Origin of the sequence: Seonamhaeicola aphaedonensis (assembly GCF_003386195.1) — a bacterium.
Taxonomy (GTDB): domain Bacteria; phylum Bacteroidota; class Bacteroidia; order Flavobacteriales; family Flavobacteriaceae; genus Seonamhaeicola; species Seonamhaeicola aphaedonensis.
Window position 1 is genome coordinate 19,675 of the sequence record NZ_QRDX01000001.1, and the last position, 14,804, is coordinate 34,478.

The following is a 14,804-nucleotide window of genomic DNA, read 5'->3' on the forward strand; positions in this document are numbered from 1 at the left end:
TTTAATCTCTAATTAAAGGCATAGTTGTACAACGAAGCAAACCTTCTTGTTTGCCTATTTCTGCATACGGGACTTCTTCTACTGTAAAACCTTGCTCACGCAACCATTTATTTAGTCGGATAAAATTCTGCTCTGAAATAATAACATCCTCAGAAATAGAAAAAATGTTACTATACATATCACACATTTCACCTTGAGTAATTTCAAACATATTTTCCTTCCCGAAAAAATTAACCAACCATTTATAGTCACTTTCATTTAAAAAACCATTTTTATGAATGATTGCTTTACCCTTTCCTATAGGCTGAAAACAACAATCTAAATGTAATGCATTTTCTTTAGGATTCGTATTAGACTTACGTAATTCAAAAGCTTTTATTTTTTTATGAGGAAATAATTCTTGAATAGCATGAACTGCCTGTATATTAGTCCTTGCAGTTATTATGTCTGGGTAATCATTACCTGTGTAAGTACCAATAAATATATAATCGTTACATGGCATGACATCACCTCCTTCAACATGGCACTCCTTTGGCAGAATAATCCTGTTCTTTTTTTCTATCTTATTCCAAACATATCTAATAGCTTCAATTTCTTTATCTCTATTAGGTAGTATGTTAGCTTTAATGATCTTGTCTTCAATAACAAAAGCAATATCTCTAGAAAAAATCTGGTTACAATCTTTCAAAACATCAGGTCTGTAAACTGTAACATCGTATTTTTTTAAAATTTGAGCAACCGCTTCCATTTCTAAAATCATATCTTCTTCCCTAGGATATGTTCCTGCTAATACGTGCTGAATACTTTTAGGGTCATAACACTCTTCAACTTTTGGGGTTGGCCCACAACTTTCCGCAGTCCCTAATACCACAGCTCTTAACCTAGACGTTTCGTTTTGAATGTTAAGTTTCATAAACAGCTGGAAAACTTTTAGAATTTACAGTTTCAAAACTAATGATAAAAAAGTTGATTTTTGAATTATTCTTAATAAGAACCAACTAAAAACAAAAAGCTTCATAGAAAAACTATGAAGCTTAATATATATTTATAAAAATTTAAACTTTATCTTTCCTCTATTGGCACAAAAGATCTTTTTGTTTCCCCAATATACAGTTGTCTTGGTCTACCAATTGGTTCTTTACGCAAACGCATTTCCCTCCACTGGGCAATCCAACCAGGTAAACGACCAATAGCAAACATAACGGTAAACATTTCAACAGGTATCTCCATAGCTCTGTATATGATACCCGAATAAAAATCTACGTTAGGATATAATTTTCTATCAACAAAATATTGATCTTCTAAGGCTTCTTTTTCCAACCCTTTAGCAATTTCTAAAATAGGGTCTTCAATTCCTAAATCATGTAATACTTGATCAGCAGCTTTTTTTATAATTCTAGCTCTAGGGTCGAAGTTTTTATAAACTCGATGTCCAAATCCCATTAAACGGAAAGGATCCGATTTATCCTTTGCTTTAGCCATGTATTTTTTTGTATCTCCTCCATCTGCCTCTATTGCCTTGAGCATTTCTAAAACAGCTTGGTTAGCTCCTCCGTGTAATGGTCCCCATAAGGCAGAAATTCCGGCTGAAATAGAAGCAAACAAACCTGCATGCGAAGACCCAACTATTCTAACCGTAGAGGTTGAACAGTTTTGCTCATGGTCTGCATGTAAAATCAATAACTTATCCATGGCATTCACTAGAACAGGGTTTTGAACGTAGCAGCTATTTGGTCTTGAAAACATCATTTTTAAAAGGTTTTCAACATACCCCAATGAATTGTCTCCATAATCTAAGGGCAACCCTTGCTTTTTGCGCATAGTCCATGCTACTAATACAGGCATTTTACCCAAAATACGTACTACAGATTTGTACATATCTTCCTCAGAATTCACATTAACAGAGGAAGGGTTAAAAGCCGTTAGGGCACTTGTTAAAGAAGATATAACACCCATAGGATGCGCTGCTTTGGGGAAAGCATCTAAAATTTTCTTTACATCTTCATCTACGGCAGACTCTTTCTTAATATCATTATGAAACTTATCACTCTGTTCTTTTGTAGGCAACTCACCAAAAATCAATAAATATGCTACCTCTAAGAAATCTGCTTTTTCCGCTAATTCTTCAATTGCATAACCTCTGTACCTTAATATTCCTTGTTCTCCATCCAGAAAAGTAATAGCACTTTCGCAAGATCCTGTATTTTTATACCCAGAATCTAAAGTGATATAACCATTTGTTGAAGCTCTAAGGTTTTTAATATCTATTGCAACTTCATTTTCCGTCCCTTCGACCAAAGGAAATTCATATTTTTTACCTTCTATTTCTAAGGTTGCAGTTTTTGCCATAAGTTCAAGTAAATTTATTTTGTTTAAGCGGAGCGCTAAATTACAAAAAAAGGCTCTATTATTAAAGTTTATCAATAAGGATGTTACTCAAATTAGGCATATTGAAAATTGTCAGCAAATAAATAAAGTGATTATTAAAAAAATAATCACTTTTTTGTTTTTTCAAAAAAACAATATAAACTAATTTGTGTTTACAAACTCTTTGGTAGACCTAACCATTTTTTCTAACATATCTGTAGTTACAGATTTTGGTCTTTCCAAAGGGTAACCTAATGCTCTATCCCAAATAATATTTGATAAAACACCAATAGATCTTCCAATGGCAAATAAAACTGTATAAAAATCGTATTCAGTAATGCCATAATGCCATTGCACAACTCCAGATTGAGCATCAACGTTAGGCCATGGGTTTTTTGCTTTACCCTGTTCTCGTAAAATACCCGGAACAACTTTGTATAAAGCATCTACATACTTAAACAATTCATCTTCAGGCATATGTTTTAAACAAAACTCTCTTTGGACTGTATATCTGGGGTCTGTTTTTCTTAAAACAGCATGTCCGTAACCTGGAATGACTTGCCCTTTATTTAAGGTGTCCCACACATATTGCTTCATTTCATCCTCACTTGGTAATTTACCATCCATTTGATTTCTCAAGCCTTGTAACCATCTTAAAACTTCTTGGTTTGCCAGTCCATGCAAAGGTCCTGCTAAACCATTAATCATTGCTGATATTGAGTAATACACATCAGACAAAGTACTGGCTACTAAATGCCCAGTATGAGCACTAACATTACCGCTTTCATGATCTGCATGAATAATAAAATACATACGAGACACATCATCATATGGTTTATCCTTTCCCATCATATAAGCAAAATTTGCTCCTAAATCCATAGATGGGTCAGGGTAACGATGCCCTTTCCCTTTTTGATACAATTTGTTATAAATATAAGCTCCTATTAAAGGCATTTTGGCTATTAGGTTTGTAGCATCTTCAAATGTACTATCCCAATAATCCATTTTACTCAGACCTTGCTTATATTTCACATTGAAATGAGACTCTCTTTCTAAACTCATAACGGCTGCAGAAAGAATTGCCATAGGGTGGCTTTCACTAGGAAAAGAGTCTATAACATCCCATACATAACGCGGTACAATTCGGCGATTCCTAAAGGTCACCATAAGCTCTTCAACTTCTTCTTTTGAAGGCATTTCTCCTGTTAATAACAGGTAATAAAGCCCTTCTACATATGGCATTTCTGCTCCTTCAGCCTTTGGTAATTTACTTAACACTTCCTGAAGGGTGTACCCTCTGTAACGAATACCTTCATAAGGATCTAAATATGATATATCAGTTACTAGGCTCTTTATCCCTCTCATACCACCAATTATTTGAGATACTGTAACCTGATCAATAACTGTATCTCCACTTTTCTTTAAAAGCTTAGTGGTGCGTTTTCTATGATCCAGAATCTTTTGATATAAGGTATCCTTTAACTTGCTCATGACATATTGTGATGTTAAATTATTCAACAGAGATACCTTATAAAATTATCATATTTTTAACATATAAAATATGATAATTATCACAAAACAAAGTATTTATTGTTAATTAATAAAAAATTAAAAATGACCTATAAGAAAACAAAAAGGCCAAATTCAAGATTTGAATTTGGCCTTTCCTTATTATTAAAAACTAAGTTTATTTCACTTTAAAAGCATTTTCCTGAGGGAAATAAGCAACGTCTCCTAGCTCTTCTTCAATACGTAATAATTGATTATATTTAGCCATTCGGTCTGAACGCGATGCAGAACCAGTTTTTATTTGTCCACAGTTAAGGGCAACAGCTAAATCGGCAATAGTGTTATCTTCTGTCTCTCCAGATCTATGAGACATTACAGAAGTATAACCAGCATTTTTGGCCATATTAACCGCCGCGATAGTTTCTGTTAAAGAACCTATTTGGTTTACCTTAATTAAGATTGAATTTGCAATACCATTTTCAATTCCGCGAGATAAACGCTCCACATTAGTTACATATAAATCATCACCAACTAATTGTACTTTGTCTCCCACTTTCTCCGTTAATGATTTCCAGCCATCCCAATCATTCTCATCCATACCATCTTCTATGGAAATAATTGGATATTTAGCACATAATTCTGCTAAGTACTCTGCTTGCTCCTCTGATGTTCTCACCATCCCTTTTTCTCCTTCAAAGAGTGTGTAATCGTATTTACCATCTTTATAGAACTCTGCGGATGCACAATCTAATGCAATCTTTACTTCATCACCAAACTTATATCCTGCATTTTCAACGGCCTTACCTATTGTTTCAATTGCATCTTCAGTACCATCTAAAGTTGGAGCAAATCCACCTTCGTCACCAACTGCTGTACTCAAGCCTCTGTCATGTAACACTTTCTTTAAATGATGAAAAATTTCTGTACCCATTTGCATTGCATGTGTAAATGTTTTTGCTTTTACAGGCATTATCATAAACTCTTGGAACGCTATTGGAGCATCACTGTGAGATCCTCCATTTATGATGTTCATCATTGGCACTGGCAACGTGTTTGCTGAAACACCACCTACATATCTATAAAGTGGCATATTCAATTCATTGGCAGCAGCTTTTGCAACAGCCAAAGACACTCCTAAAATAGCGTTAGCTCCTAATTTAGATTTGTTTGGAGTGCCATCTAAATCAATCATTATTTTATCAATAAGGTTTTGTTCAAAAACAGAAACACCAATTAATTCTTCAGCAATTATAGTATTTACATTTTCTACTGCCTTTAAAACACCTTTACCCATGTACGTATTTCCACCATCGCGCAACTCAACTGCTTCATGCTCACCAGTTGATGCTCCAGAGGGAACAGCAGCTCTTCCTAATATATTATTTTCAGTTACCACATCTACTTCAACGGTAGGGTTACCTCTTGAATCAAGAATTTGTCTTGCGTGGACATTAATTATTATACTCATAATTGGTTAATTTTTAAACTTTTAATACTTCAAATTTACGGCTAAATCTTGTTTTTATTGAGATGTTTTGAAAGAATTTAGCAAAATAATATCTATAACGTTTTAGTAAAATATTTACCTTTAATATCAATTAGTTACAGACTAAATATCGATGTTTTACTTTTTAATGTTTTCAATAAATTGATCGAACAAATATGATGAATCATGAGGTCCAGGACTTGCCTCTGGATGATACTGTACAGAGAATACATTTTTATTCTTCATTGCTAATCCTGCTAAGGTATTGTCATTTAAGTGAACATGTGTCACTTCTAAATCTGGATGAGCTTCTGCTTCGTCTCGGTTTACAGCAAATCCATGATTTTGAGAAGTAATTTCGCCTTTACCAGTTATTAGATTCTTTACAGGATGATTGATCCCTCTATGTCCATTATACATTTTGTAAGTAGACACACCATTAGCAATAGCAATTACTTGATGCCCTAAACAAATACCAAACAACGGTAAGTTTCGTTTTATAACTTCTCTAGCCACCGTTTGGGCTTCAACTAAAGGCTCCGGATCTCCTGGTCCGTTTGATAAGAAATAACCATCTGGATTAAAGGCTTCTAAATCTTCAAACGTAGAGTTATATGGAAAAACCTTTATATAACAATCTCTGCTGGCTATGTTTCTTAAAATATTTTTCTTTATACCTATGTCTAAGGCGGCTACTTTGTAAGTTGCATTCTTATTTCCAAAATAGTAAGGCTCTTTTGTTGATACTTTCGAGGCTAACTCCAAACCTTCCATGCTTGGTACTTCTGCCAATTGCTTTTTTAAACCTTCAATATCATTAACTTCAGTGCTTATAACCGCATTCATTGCACCATGTTCTCTTATATAACTTACAAGAGCTCTGGTATCAACATCTGAAACTGCAAATAGATTGTTTTTATTTAAAAATTCCTCCAGTGAGCTATCAGCGGCATCACGTGAGTAATCATAACTGAAGTTTTTAACAATTAAGCCAGCAATTTTTATTGAATCTGATTCTACTTCATCTTCATTAGTTCCATAATTACCAATATGTGCATTGGTAGCTACCATTAACTGACCAAAATATGATGGATCGGTGAAAATCTCCTGATAACCTGTCATTCCGGTATTAAAACATACTTCTCCAAATGCTGTTCCTTGTTTATTACCTACTGCTTTTCCATAAAAAATGGTACCGTCTGCTAAAATAACTACGGCATCTTGTTTTTTTTGATATTTCATCTTAATTTTTATGAGATTCCCCTAGCGGGAAAAAGTTTTACAAAAATTCAAAAAAAAAGGATAAACTAAAAATAGTTTATCCTTAATATATTAAATGCTTATTAACATTTATTCTTCCTCTTCTTTAGTTGCTGTATCTTCAACTACAGGAGCCGCTGCAGCCGGTTTGCTACCACCTCTTCTACTTCTTCTTGTAGATTTCTTCTTAGGCTTATCTGCATTATAAATTTCGTTGTAATCTACTAACTCAATCATTGCCATATCAGCATTATCTCCTAAACGATTACCTAGCTTAATGATTCTAGTATAACCACCTGGTCTGTCACCAACTTTAACAGCTACTTCTCTAAATAACTCTGTTACTGCATCTTTTTGTCTTAACTTACTAAAAACAATACGTCTGTTATGAGTAGTATCTTCTTTAGATTTAGTTACTAATGGTTCAACAAATTGTTTTAAAGCTTTAGCTTTTGCAACCGTAGTATTAATACGCTTGTGTTCTATTAAAGAACAAGCCATATTAGCTAACATTGATTTTCTGTGAGCAGTTTTTCTACCTAAATGGTTGATTTTTTTTCCGTGTCTCATGACTTTTGTTTTATCATCTTGCTACCAAACCACATAAACGTGGGAGCAAAATATGATTAATTAATATAGTTTAAAAATAGACTCCTACCTTCGCAGGAATGACAAAAACCAACTATTTCTAATCTTTGTCTAATTTATATTTGCTTAAATCCATTCCAAAACTCAGCCCTTTAACGTTTACAAGCTCTTCCAACTCTGTTAAAGACTTTTTACCAAAGTTTCTGAATTTCATTAAGTCATTTTTATTGAATGATACCAAGTCTCCTAACGTATCTACTTCTGCAGCCTTTAAACAGTTGAGCGCACGTACAGATAAATCCATATCGATTAACTTAGTTTTAAGCAACTGACGCATGTGTAAAGACTCTTCATCGTATGTTTCAGTTTGTGCAATTTCATCAGCCTCCAAAGTTATTCTTTCATCAGAGAACAACATAAAGTGATGAATTAACGTTTTTGCAGCCTCTGTTAAAGCATCTTGAGGTGTGATAGAACCATCGGTCAAGATTTCAAAAACTAATTTTTCGTAATCTGTTTTTTGCTCAACACGATAATTTTCAATGCTATACTTAACATTTTTGATTGGTGTATAAACAGAATCTGTAAAAATAGTTCCTACTGGAGCCGCAGCCTTTTTATTTTCTTCTGCAGGCACGTAACCTCTACCCTTTTCAATTGTAATTTCTAAGTTGAAATTTACTTTAGGATCTAAGTTACAGATTACCAACTCTGTGTTTAAAACCTGAAAACCAGAAATAAACTTTTGGAAATCTCCAGCGGTAATTCTCTCTTGACCAGAAATTGAAATTGAAACAGACTCGTTATCAATATCGTCTATTTGCCTTTTAAAACGTACTTGTTTTAAATTTAAAATAATTTCTGTAACATCTTCAACTACACCAGGAATTGTAGAAAACTCGTGGTCTACGCCTTCAATTCTTACAGAAGTAATTGCAAAACCCTCTAAGGAAGAAAGTAATACTCTCCTAAGAGCATTACCGACTGTTAATCCGTAACCAGGTTCTAAAGGACGAAATTCGAATTTCCCTTCAAAATCTGTGGAATCAATCATGATTACTTTGTCGGGCTTTTGAAAACTAAAAACTGCCATATTTTTTCTTCGTTTTAATTGTTATTTAGTTGCGCGGTCTATGAGTTTGAAGAAGGACAAATAAACCCTTTGGCTAAATACCAATGTTGTTAATTTATTATTTAGAGTATAATTCGACGATGAATTGCTCGTTGATATTTTCTGGAATTTGAATTCTAGCAGGAACAGACACATAAGTTCCTTCTTTAGTTTCATTATTCCAAGTAATCCACTCATAAACTTGAGATGTGTTTGAAAGTGAATTTTGAATAACTTCTAAAGATTTAGATTTTTCTCTTACACCTACAACGTCTCCAGCCTTTAGTTGGTAAGAAGGAATGTTAACCACATCTCCATTTACAGTAATGTGTCTGTGAGAAACCAATTGTCGTGCGCCACTTCTCGAAGGTGCCATTCCCATTCTATAAACTACGTTATCTAAGCGAGACTCACATAACTGCAACAACACCTCACCGGTAATACCTTGAGCAGCTCTTGCTTTTTTGAACAATCCTCTAAACTGACGCTCCAATATACCATAAGTATATTTAGCTTTTTGTTTTTCAGCTAATTGAATTGCGTACTCAGACTTTTTACCACGGCGTCTGTTGTTTCCGTGTTGACCTGGAGGATAATTTCTTTTTTCAAAAGACTTATCTTCTCCAAAAATAGCTTCACCAAATTTTCTAGCTATTTTAGTTTTAGGACCAGTATATCTTGCCATTTTAAATTGTTTTAAGAGTGGTTATGAATTAAGGTCTTAATCTTATCCTTCGATAACCGTTTTATCTCTTGTTGATACTTGTTTTAATTAAATTTTTTCAGTTTGCAAATTTATGCAAAAAATTAATATCATCTGACAATCAGATAATATTAATTTTAACTTATAAAAATCACTTTTTAGTGATTAAACTCTTCTTCTTTTAGGAGGTCTACATCCATTGTGCGGCAATGGAGTAACATCAATAATTTCAGTCACCTCAATACCTGCATTATGAATAGAACGAATAGCAGACTCTCTACCATTACCGGGACCTTTCACATATACTTTTACTTTTTTTAATCCTGCTTCTTGTGCTACATTAGCAGCATCTTCAGCAGCCAATTGAGCCGCATAAGGTGTGTTTTTCTTAGATCCTCTAAAACCCATTTTACCAGCAGATGACCATGAAATAACATCACCTTTTTTGTTGGTAAGAGATATAATAATGTTATTGAAAGAAGCTGTAATGTGTGCTTCTCCTATAGAGTCAACAATAACTTTACGTTTTTTTGTACTTGTTTTTGTCTTTGCCATATTTCTTTAGTTTCTAGCTGTTAGCTTTTAGTTGTTAGAATCCTAAACATTGCTATTTCAAACAGATTCATCTAACGTCTAAATACTAATGACTAATATCTTGTTATTAATTACGCTTTTTTCTTGTTAGCAACTGTTTTTCTTCTACCTTTTCTGGTTCTAGAGTTGTTTTTTGTACGTTGTCCTCTTAATGGTAAACCAGCTCTGTGACGAATACCTCTAAAACATCCAATATCCATTAAACGTTTAATGTTTAATTGAGTTTCAGAACGTAACTCGCCTTCGATAGTGTAAGCTGCTATAGCTTCACGAATACCGCTAATTTGATCATCGTCCCAATCTTGAACTTTGATGTCTTCGTCAACCTTAGCAGTTGCTAAAATTTCTTGCGCTCTACTTTTACCTACTCCGTAGATATACGTTAAAGCAATTACTCCTCTTTTGTGTTTTGGTATGTCTACACCTGCAATTCTTGCCATATTGTTTTTAGTTTCTAGTTGTTAGCTTTTAGTTGTTAGAATCCTAAACATTGCTATTTCAAACAGATTCATCTAACGTCTAAAAAACTAATGACTTTTAATTAACCTTGTCTTTGTTTAAATCTAGGATTCTTTTTGTTTATAACGTAAAGTCTTCCTTTTCTACGCACAATTTTACAATCTGCGCTTCTTTTTTTAACTGATGCTCTTACTTTCATCTTTTATAGTTTTAAGCTTTAAGCTTTAAGCCTTAAGCAAAAAGTTGAAAACTTTTAACTTTTAACTCTTAACTTTTAACTAAGTTTTTAATATCTATAAGTTATACGAGCCTTAGTTAAATCATAAGGACTCATTTCTAATTTTACTTTATCTCCTGGTAACAGCTTTATATAATGCATACGCATTTTACCAGAAATATGTGCTGTCACAACGTGACCATTTTCTAATTCAACACGAAACATGGCATTAGATAATGCTTCTATAATTGTTCCGTCTTGCTCTATTGCTGCTTGTTTTGCCATAGTATAATAATTAAGCTATTGCTTTTCTATTTTTACCCGTTTTCATCAAGCCATCATAATGTCTGTTCAGCAAGTAAGCATTTATCTGCTGCATAGTATCAATTGCAACTCCTACCATAATCAATAGTGATGTTCCTCCAAAAAATAATGCCCAACCTTGACCTACATCCATAAGCTTAACAATAAATGCTGGAAATACAGCTATTAAAGCTAAGAAAACAGAACCAGGTAATGTTATTTGAGACATTATTTTATCTAAATACTCTGCTGTTTCAGAACCTGGACGAATTCCAGGAATAAAACCACCACTTCGCTTTAAATCATCGGCCATTTTATTTGTAGGTACCGTGATAGCTGTATAGAAATAGGTGAATACAATAATTAACAGAGCAAACACCAAGTTATACCAAAATCCGAAAATATCTGAAAAATTAGTTTGTAACCAAGCCCCAGCTCCTGTATCTTTTAACCATGAAGAACCACCAATAACTCCTGGAACAAACATGATAGCTTGTGCAAATATAATTGGCATTACCCCTGAAGCATTAAGCTTTAATGGTATGTATTGTCTAGATCCACCTGCGGCAGCTCTTTCATAACCACCAGAAGCCGTTCTTCTCGCGTATTGTACTGCAATCTTCCTAACGGCCATTACCAACATAATAGACGCTAAAATGATTACAAACCAAATTACAAGTTCAAAAAGAATAAGCATAACATTGTTGCCTTCCATTCTTGTTGCTGCATTTTGCACAAAAGACTGAGGTAAGGTAGCAATGATACCTACCATAATTAATAATGAAATACCATTACCTATTCCTTTATCTGTTATTTTTTCACCAAGCCACATAGCAAAAATACAGCCTGTAACCAATATACTTATAGATGAAAAATAGAAAATTGGCCCTGACAATAAATATGCACTTTGAGGCACTCCTAAACTAGGTAAACTAGCTAAATAGGCTGGCGATTGGAACAAACAAATAGCTATGGTTAACCAACGCGTAATTTGAGTGATTTTCTTTTGACCACTAGCACCTTCTTTTTGCAGTTTTTGCAAATAAGGAATTGCAATACCCATTAATTGTACAACAATAGAAGCAGAAATGTAGGGCATGATACCTAATGCAAATACCGATGCTCTGGATAGCGCACCACCTGTAAAAGCAGCAAGTAATCCTAGGATACCTTCATCAGTACTATCAGCCAACCCTTGTAATTGATCAGGATCAATACCAGGTAATGTAACAACGGTACCAAAACGATAAACTAATAACAGACCCAACGTTAAGACGATTCTGTTTCTCAGCTCCTCTATTTTCCAAACATTTTTTATTGATTCTATAAATTTCATACTGTTAATAAGGTCTTATAATGTTACAGCTTCTCCTCCAGCAGCTTCTATAGCAGCTTTTGCTGAAGCAGTAAACTTGTGAGCAGATACTTTTAATTTAGCCTTTAATTCACCTCTACCTAAAATCTTAACTAAATCGTTTTTACCAGCTAATCTGTTAGATAAAATAACGTCTAAATCTACTGTATCTTTAATCTTCTTATCATCAACCAATTGCTGCAACGTATCTAAATTAATACCTTGATATTCAACGCGATTGATGTTTTTAAAACCAAATTTAGGAACACGTCTTTGAAGTGGCATTTGACCTCCTTCAAATCCTAATTTTTTAGAATAACCAGAACGCGACTTGGCTCCTTTGTGACCACGTGTAGCAGTACCTCCTTTACCAGAACCTTGTCCGCGACCTACACGTTTTCCTTGGTTTTTTACTGAACCTTCTGCAGGTTGTAAATTACTTAAATCCATTTCAGTTTATATTTTTAAGCTTCCTCAACAGAAACTAAATGTGAAACTTTAGCTACCATACCCAAAATGTTTGGTGTAGCTTCATGCTCTTTTACTTGACCAATCTTTTTAAGACCTAAAGACTCAAGAATTCTTTTTTGTCTTTGCGTACGATTGATTGCGCTTTTAACTTTTGTTACTTTAATCTTTGCCATTTCTGTCTATATTAAGCGTTAAAAACTTTTTCAAGTGAAATACCTCTATCTTTAGCAATAGTGTTAGCATCTCTTAATTGCAATAAAGCATCAAATGTAGCTTTTACAACATTGTGAGGGTTTGAAGATCCTTGAGATTTTGAAAGTACATCGTGTACTCCAACAGCCTCAAGAACAGTTCTTACTGCACCACCTGCTATAACCCCTGTACCAGGAGCAGCAGGAATAATGTTTACTCTAGCTCCACCATATTTACCTTTTTGCTCATGCGGTAATGTTCCTTTTCTAATAGGAATACGTACTAGGTTTTTCTTAGCATCTTCAACGGCTTTAGCAATGGCGCTAGCAACGTCTTTAGATTTTCCTAAACCTTGCCCTACAACACCAGCCTCATCTCCAACTACAACGATAGCTGAGAAACCAAAAGCTCTACCTCCTTTAGTTACTTTTGTAACCCTTTGCACACCAACTAAACGATCTTTTAGATCTAATCCACCTGGTTTTACTAATTCTGCGCTTTTATAATTTTGATACATAATTTCTTAAAATTTTAATCCAGCTTCTCTAGCACCTTCAGCTAATGATTTAACTCTACCATGATATAAATAGCCACCTCTATCAAAAGCAATGGTCTCAACACCTGCTTTTAAAGCTTTTTCTGCAACAGCCTTGCCTACCAATTTAGCAGCCTCGGTCTTGTTTACTTTAGCAGAATCTATATCTTTATCTCTTGAAGATGCAGCGCTAATAGTTTTACCAGAAACGTCATCTATAATTTGAGCGTAAATTTCTTTATTACTTCTAAAAACAGCTAATCTAGGTTTTACCTCTGTACCAGAAACTACCTTACGGATTCTGTTTTTTATTCTTTGTCTTCTTTGGTTCTTTGTTAATGCCATAACTTAATTATTAAGCTGATTTACCTGCTTTTCTTCTAATTTCTTCACCAACAAACTTGATACCCTTACCTTTGTATGGTTCTGGTTTTCTAAAACCACGAATCTTTGCAGCTACTTGACCAACAAGTTGTTTATCATGAGAAGTTAACTTTACTATAGGGTTTTTACCTTTTTCACTTACGGTTTCAACCTTAACTTCAGGAGCTAAGTCTAAAATAATATTATGTGAAAAACCTAAAGCCAAATCAAGTTTTTGACCTTGATTACTGGCTCTGTAACCTACACCTACCAACTCTAATTCTTTAGTAAATCCTTTAGATACACCTTCAATCATATTGTTTACAAGTGACCTGTAAAGACCATGCTTTGCTTTAAAGTCTTTAGAATCATCTGAACGTGATACAACCACGTTACCTTCTTCAACTTTAACATTAACAGTATCAAACTCTTGAGTTAACTCTCCTAGTTTACCTTTTACGGCAATTACGTTATCTTTTACTTCTACAGTAACTCCTTCTGGAATTGCTATTGGGTTATTTCCTATTCTACTCATCGCTTTCTCCCTTTTTAGTAAACGTAACACAATACTTCACCACCTACGTTATCTCTTTTGGCTTGTTTACCTGTCATTACTCCATGAGAAGTAGAAACAATAGCAACACCAAGACCATTAAGAATTCTAGGTAATTCTTTAGCACCGGCATACTTACGTAAACCTGGTTTACTTATTCTTTGAATTTTCTTAATAACAGGCTCTTTAGTTACACTGTTGTATTTAAGTGCAATTTTAATAGTACCCTGTGCTGTAGAATCATCAAATTTGTAACTTAAAATATATCCTTGTTCGAATAATATTTTAGTTATGTCTTTCTTTAAATTAGAAGCAGGAATTTCAACCACTCTGTGGCCAGCACGCACTGCGTTTCTAATTCTTGTTAAATAATCCGCAATTGGATCTGTGTACATAATTAATTGATTTTGCGATTTTGGTTTTCAGTGTTGGCTACCGAACCTTAAATCTGATTACTTTAAATAATATTACCAACTAGCTTTTCTAACACCAGGAATAAGGCCTTGGTTAGCCATTTCTCTAAAAGTTACACGAGAAATTCCAAAATCTCTCATATAACCTTTAGGTCTTCCTGTTAATTTACATCTATTATGCATGCGAATAGGGGAAGCATTTTTTGGTAACTTTTGTAATGCTTCATAATCTCCAGCTTCTTTCAAAGCTTTGCGTTTTGCAGCATATTTAGCTACTGTTTTAGCTCTTTTTACCTCGCGGGCTTTCATTGATTCTTTAGCCATAA

The 14,804-nt window shown here is 34.0% G+C and carries 20 protein-coding genes; all 20 read right to left on the bottom strand.

Features of this window, described 5'->3' with window-relative positions:
• Nucleotide 1: 1 nt before the first annotated feature.
• The 20 genes from DFQ02_RS00090 to rpsN all read right to left on the bottom strand — a co-directional run bounded on the left by DFQ02_RS00090 (nt 2) and on the right by rpsN (nt 14,802).
• Nucleotides 2-913, bottom strand: a complete 912-nt coding sequence (locus tag DFQ02_RS00090) for a dimethylarginine dimethylaminohydrolase family protein (RefSeq protein WP_116038964.1) — start codon at nt 911-913, stop codon at nt 2-4.
• A 149-nt stretch (nt 914-1,062) separates the two neighbouring features.
• Nucleotides 1,063-2,349, bottom strand: coding sequence for a citrate synthase (locus DFQ02_RS00095; protein ID WP_116038965.1), 1,287 nt, complete (start codon nt 2,347-2,349; stop codon nt 1,063-1,065).
• Nucleotides 2,350-2,529: 180 nt separating this feature from the next.
• Nucleotides 2,530-3,858 (bottom strand): citrate (Si)-synthase, encoded by a 1,329-nt coding sequence (locus DFQ02_RS00100; protein ID WP_116038966.1) that lies wholly within the window; start codon nt 3,856-3,858, stop codon nt 2,530-2,532.
• 196 nt (nt 3,859-4,054) lie between these two features.
• A complete protein-coding gene (eno, locus tag DFQ02_RS00105; RefSeq protein WP_116038967.1) occupies nt 4,055-5,344 on the bottom strand; it encodes a phosphopyruvate hydratase in 1,290 nt (429 codons plus the stop codon).
• A 156-nt stretch (nt 5,345-5,500) separates the two neighbouring features.
• The gene (gene carA / locus DFQ02_RS00110; RefSeq protein WP_116038968.1) at nt 5,501-6,604 is read right to left on the bottom strand and encodes a glutamine-hydrolyzing carbamoyl-phosphate synthase small subunit; all 1,104 of its coding nucleotides are present in this window, start codon (nt 6,602-6,604) and stop codon (nt 5,501-5,503) included.
• Between the two features lie 108 nt (nt 6,605-6,712).
• The gene (gene rplQ / locus DFQ02_RS00115) at nt 6,713-7,192 is read right to left on the bottom strand and encodes a 50S ribosomal protein L17 (protein ID WP_116038969.1); all 480 of its coding nucleotides are present in this window, start codon (nt 7,190-7,192) and stop codon (nt 6,713-6,715) included.
• 118 nt (nt 7,193-7,310) lie between these two features.
• Nucleotides 7,311-8,303, bottom strand: coding sequence for a DNA-directed RNA polymerase subunit alpha (locus DFQ02_RS00120; protein ID WP_116038970.1), 993 nt, complete (start codon nt 8,301-8,303; stop codon nt 7,311-7,313).
• Nucleotides 8,304-8,400: 97 nt separating this feature from the next.
• Nucleotides 8,401-9,006 (bottom strand): 30S ribosomal protein S4, encoded by a 606-nt coding sequence (rpsD, locus tag DFQ02_RS00125; RefSeq protein WP_116038971.1) that lies wholly within the window; start codon nt 9,004-9,006, stop codon nt 8,401-8,403.
• A gap of 183 nt (nt 9,007-9,189) precedes the next feature.
• Entirely contained in the window at nt 9,190-9,579 is a 390-nt protein-coding gene (gene rpsK, locus DFQ02_RS00130; protein WP_116038972.1) for a 30S ribosomal protein S11, read from the bottom strand.
• Nucleotides 9,580-9,689: 110 nt separating this feature from the next.
• A complete protein-coding gene (gene rpsM / locus DFQ02_RS00135) occupies nt 9,690-10,058 on the bottom strand; it encodes a 30S ribosomal protein S13 (protein WP_116038973.1) in 369 nt (122 codons plus the stop codon).
• Between the two features lie 101 nt (nt 10,059-10,159).
• A complete protein-coding gene (gene ykgO / locus DFQ02_RS00140; protein ID WP_013305171.1) occupies nt 10,160-10,276 on the bottom strand; it encodes a type B 50S ribosomal protein L36 in 117 nt (38 codons plus the stop codon).
• An 87-nt stretch (nt 10,277-10,363) separates the two neighbouring features.
• Nucleotides 10,364-10,579 carry a translation initiation factor IF-1 gene (gene infA / locus DFQ02_RS00145; protein ID WP_011710675.1) on the bottom strand — a complete coding sequence of 72 codons (216 nt, stop codon included), beginning with the start codon at nt 10,577-10,579 and terminating at the stop codon, nt 10,364-10,366.
• Nucleotides 10,580-10,589: 10 nt separating this feature from the next.
• Nucleotides 10,590-11,933 carry a preprotein translocase subunit SecY gene (secY, locus tag DFQ02_RS00150; RefSeq protein WP_116038974.1) on the bottom strand — a complete coding sequence of 448 codons (1,344 nt, stop codon included), beginning with the start codon at nt 11,931-11,933 and terminating at the stop codon, nt 10,590-10,592.
• Between the two features lie 15 nt (nt 11,934-11,948).
• Complete coding sequence (gene rplO / locus DFQ02_RS00155) at nt 11,949-12,401, bottom strand: 50S ribosomal protein L15 (RefSeq protein WP_116038975.1); 453 nt, start codon at nt 12,399-12,401, stop codon at nt 11,949-11,951.
• A gap of 14 nt (nt 12,402-12,415) precedes the next feature.
• Nucleotides 12,416-12,595 (bottom strand): 50S ribosomal protein L30, encoded by a 180-nt coding sequence (gene rpmD / locus DFQ02_RS00160; protein WP_116038976.1) that lies wholly within the window; start codon nt 12,593-12,595, stop codon nt 12,416-12,418.
• A gap of 11 nt (nt 12,596-12,606) precedes the next feature.
• Nucleotides 12,607-13,131, bottom strand: coding sequence for a 30S ribosomal protein S5 (gene rpsE, locus DFQ02_RS00165; protein ID WP_116038977.1), 525 nt, complete (start codon nt 13,129-13,131; stop codon nt 12,607-12,609).
• Between the two features lie 6 nt (nt 13,132-13,137).
• Complete coding sequence (gene rplR, locus DFQ02_RS00170) at nt 13,138-13,494, bottom strand: 50S ribosomal protein L18 (protein WP_116038978.1); 357 nt, start codon at nt 13,492-13,494, stop codon at nt 13,138-13,140.
• Nucleotides 13,495-13,504: 10 nt separating this feature from the next.
• On the bottom strand, nt 13,505-14,047 hold the full coding sequence (gene rplF, locus DFQ02_RS00175; RefSeq protein WP_116038979.1) for a 50S ribosomal protein L6: 543 nt from the start codon (nt 14,045-14,047) through the stop codon (nt 13,505-13,507).
• A 14-nt stretch (nt 14,048-14,061) separates the two neighbouring features.
• Nucleotides 14,062-14,460, bottom strand: coding sequence for a 30S ribosomal protein S8 (gene rpsH, locus DFQ02_RS00180; protein WP_116038980.1), 399 nt, complete (start codon nt 14,458-14,460; stop codon nt 14,062-14,064).
• 72 nt (nt 14,461-14,532) lie between these two features.
• Nucleotides 14,533-14,802 carry a 30S ribosomal protein S14 gene (gene rpsN / locus DFQ02_RS00185; RefSeq protein ID WP_116038981.1) on the bottom strand — a complete coding sequence of 90 codons (270 nt, stop codon included), beginning with the start codon at nt 14,800-14,802 and terminating at the stop codon, nt 14,533-14,535.
• Between the last annotated feature and the right edge of the window lie 2 nt (nt 14,803-14,804).

Bases quoted from the DNA above. Each gene is read 5' to 3' on its own strand.
- DFQ02_RS00090 (WP_116038964.1), bottom strand. From the start codon at position 913: ATGAAACTTAACATTCAAAACGAAACGTCTAGGTTAAGAGCTGTGGTA.
- DFQ02_RS00095 (WP_116038965.1), bottom strand. From the start codon at position 2,349: ATGGCAAAAACTGCAACCTTAGAAATAGAAGGTAAAAAATATGAATTT.
- DFQ02_RS00100 (WP_116038966.1), bottom strand. From the start codon at position 3,858: ATGAGCAAGTTAAAGGATACCTTATATCAAAAGATTCTGGATCATAGA.
- eno (WP_116038967.1), bottom strand. From the start codon at position 5,344: ATGAGTATAATAATTAATGTCCACGCAAGACAAATTCTTGATTCAAGA.
- carA (WP_116038968.1), bottom strand. From the start codon at position 6,604: ATGAAATATCAAAAAAAACAAGATGCCGTAGTTATTTTAGCAGACGGT.
- rplQ (WP_116038969.1), bottom strand. From the start codon at position 7,192: ATGAGACACGGAAAAAAAATCAACCATTTAGGTAGAAAAACTGCTCAC.
- DFQ02_RS00120 (WP_116038970.1), bottom strand. From the start codon at position 8,303: ATGGCAGTTTTTAGTTTTCAAAAGCCCGACAAAGTAATCATGATTGAT.
- rpsD (WP_116038971.1), bottom strand. From the start codon at position 9,006: ATGGCAAGATATACTGGTCCTAAAACTAAAATAGCTAGAAAATTTGGT.
- rpsK (WP_116038972.1), bottom strand. From the start codon at position 9,579: ATGGCAAAGACAAAAACAAGTACAAAAAAACGTAAAGTTATTGTTGAC.
- rpsM (WP_116038973.1), bottom strand. From the start codon at position 10,058: ATGGCAAGAATTGCAGGTGTAGACATACCAAAACACAAAAGAGGAGTA.
- ykgO (WP_013305171.1), bottom strand. From the start codon at position 10,276: ATGAAAGTAAGAGCATCAGTTAAAAAAAGAAGCGCAGATTGTAAAATT.
- infA (WP_011710675.1), bottom strand. From the start codon at position 10,579: ATGGCAAAACAAGCAGCAATAGAGCAAGACGGAACAATTATAGAAGCA.
- secY (WP_116038974.1), bottom strand. From the start codon at position 11,933: ATGAAATTTATAGAATCAATAAAAAATGTTTGGAAAATAGAGGAGCTG.
- rplO (WP_116038975.1), bottom strand. From the start codon at position 12,401: ATGGATTTAAGTAATTTACAACCTGCAGAAGGTTCAGTAAAAAACCAA.
- rpmD (WP_116038976.1), bottom strand. From the start codon at position 12,595: ATGGCAAAGATTAAAGTAACAAAAGTTAAAAGCGCAATCAATCGTACG.
- rpsE (WP_116038977.1), bottom strand. From the start codon at position 13,131: ATGTATCAAAATTATAAAAGCGCAGAATTAGTAAAACCAGGTGGATTA.
- rplR (WP_116038978.1), bottom strand. From the start codon at position 13,494: ATGGCATTAACAAAGAACCAAAGAAGACAAAGAATAAAAAACAGAATC.
- rplF (WP_116038979.1), bottom strand. From the start codon at position 14,047: ATGAGTAGAATAGGAAATAACCCAATAGCAATTCCAGAAGGAGTTACT.
- rpsH (WP_116038980.1), bottom strand. From the start codon at position 14,460: ATGTACACAGATCCAATTGCGGATTATTTAACAAGAATTAGAAACGCA.
- rpsN (WP_116038981.1), bottom strand. From the start codon at position 14,802: ATGGCTAAAGAATCAATGAAAGCCCGCGAGGTAAAAAGAGCTAAAACA.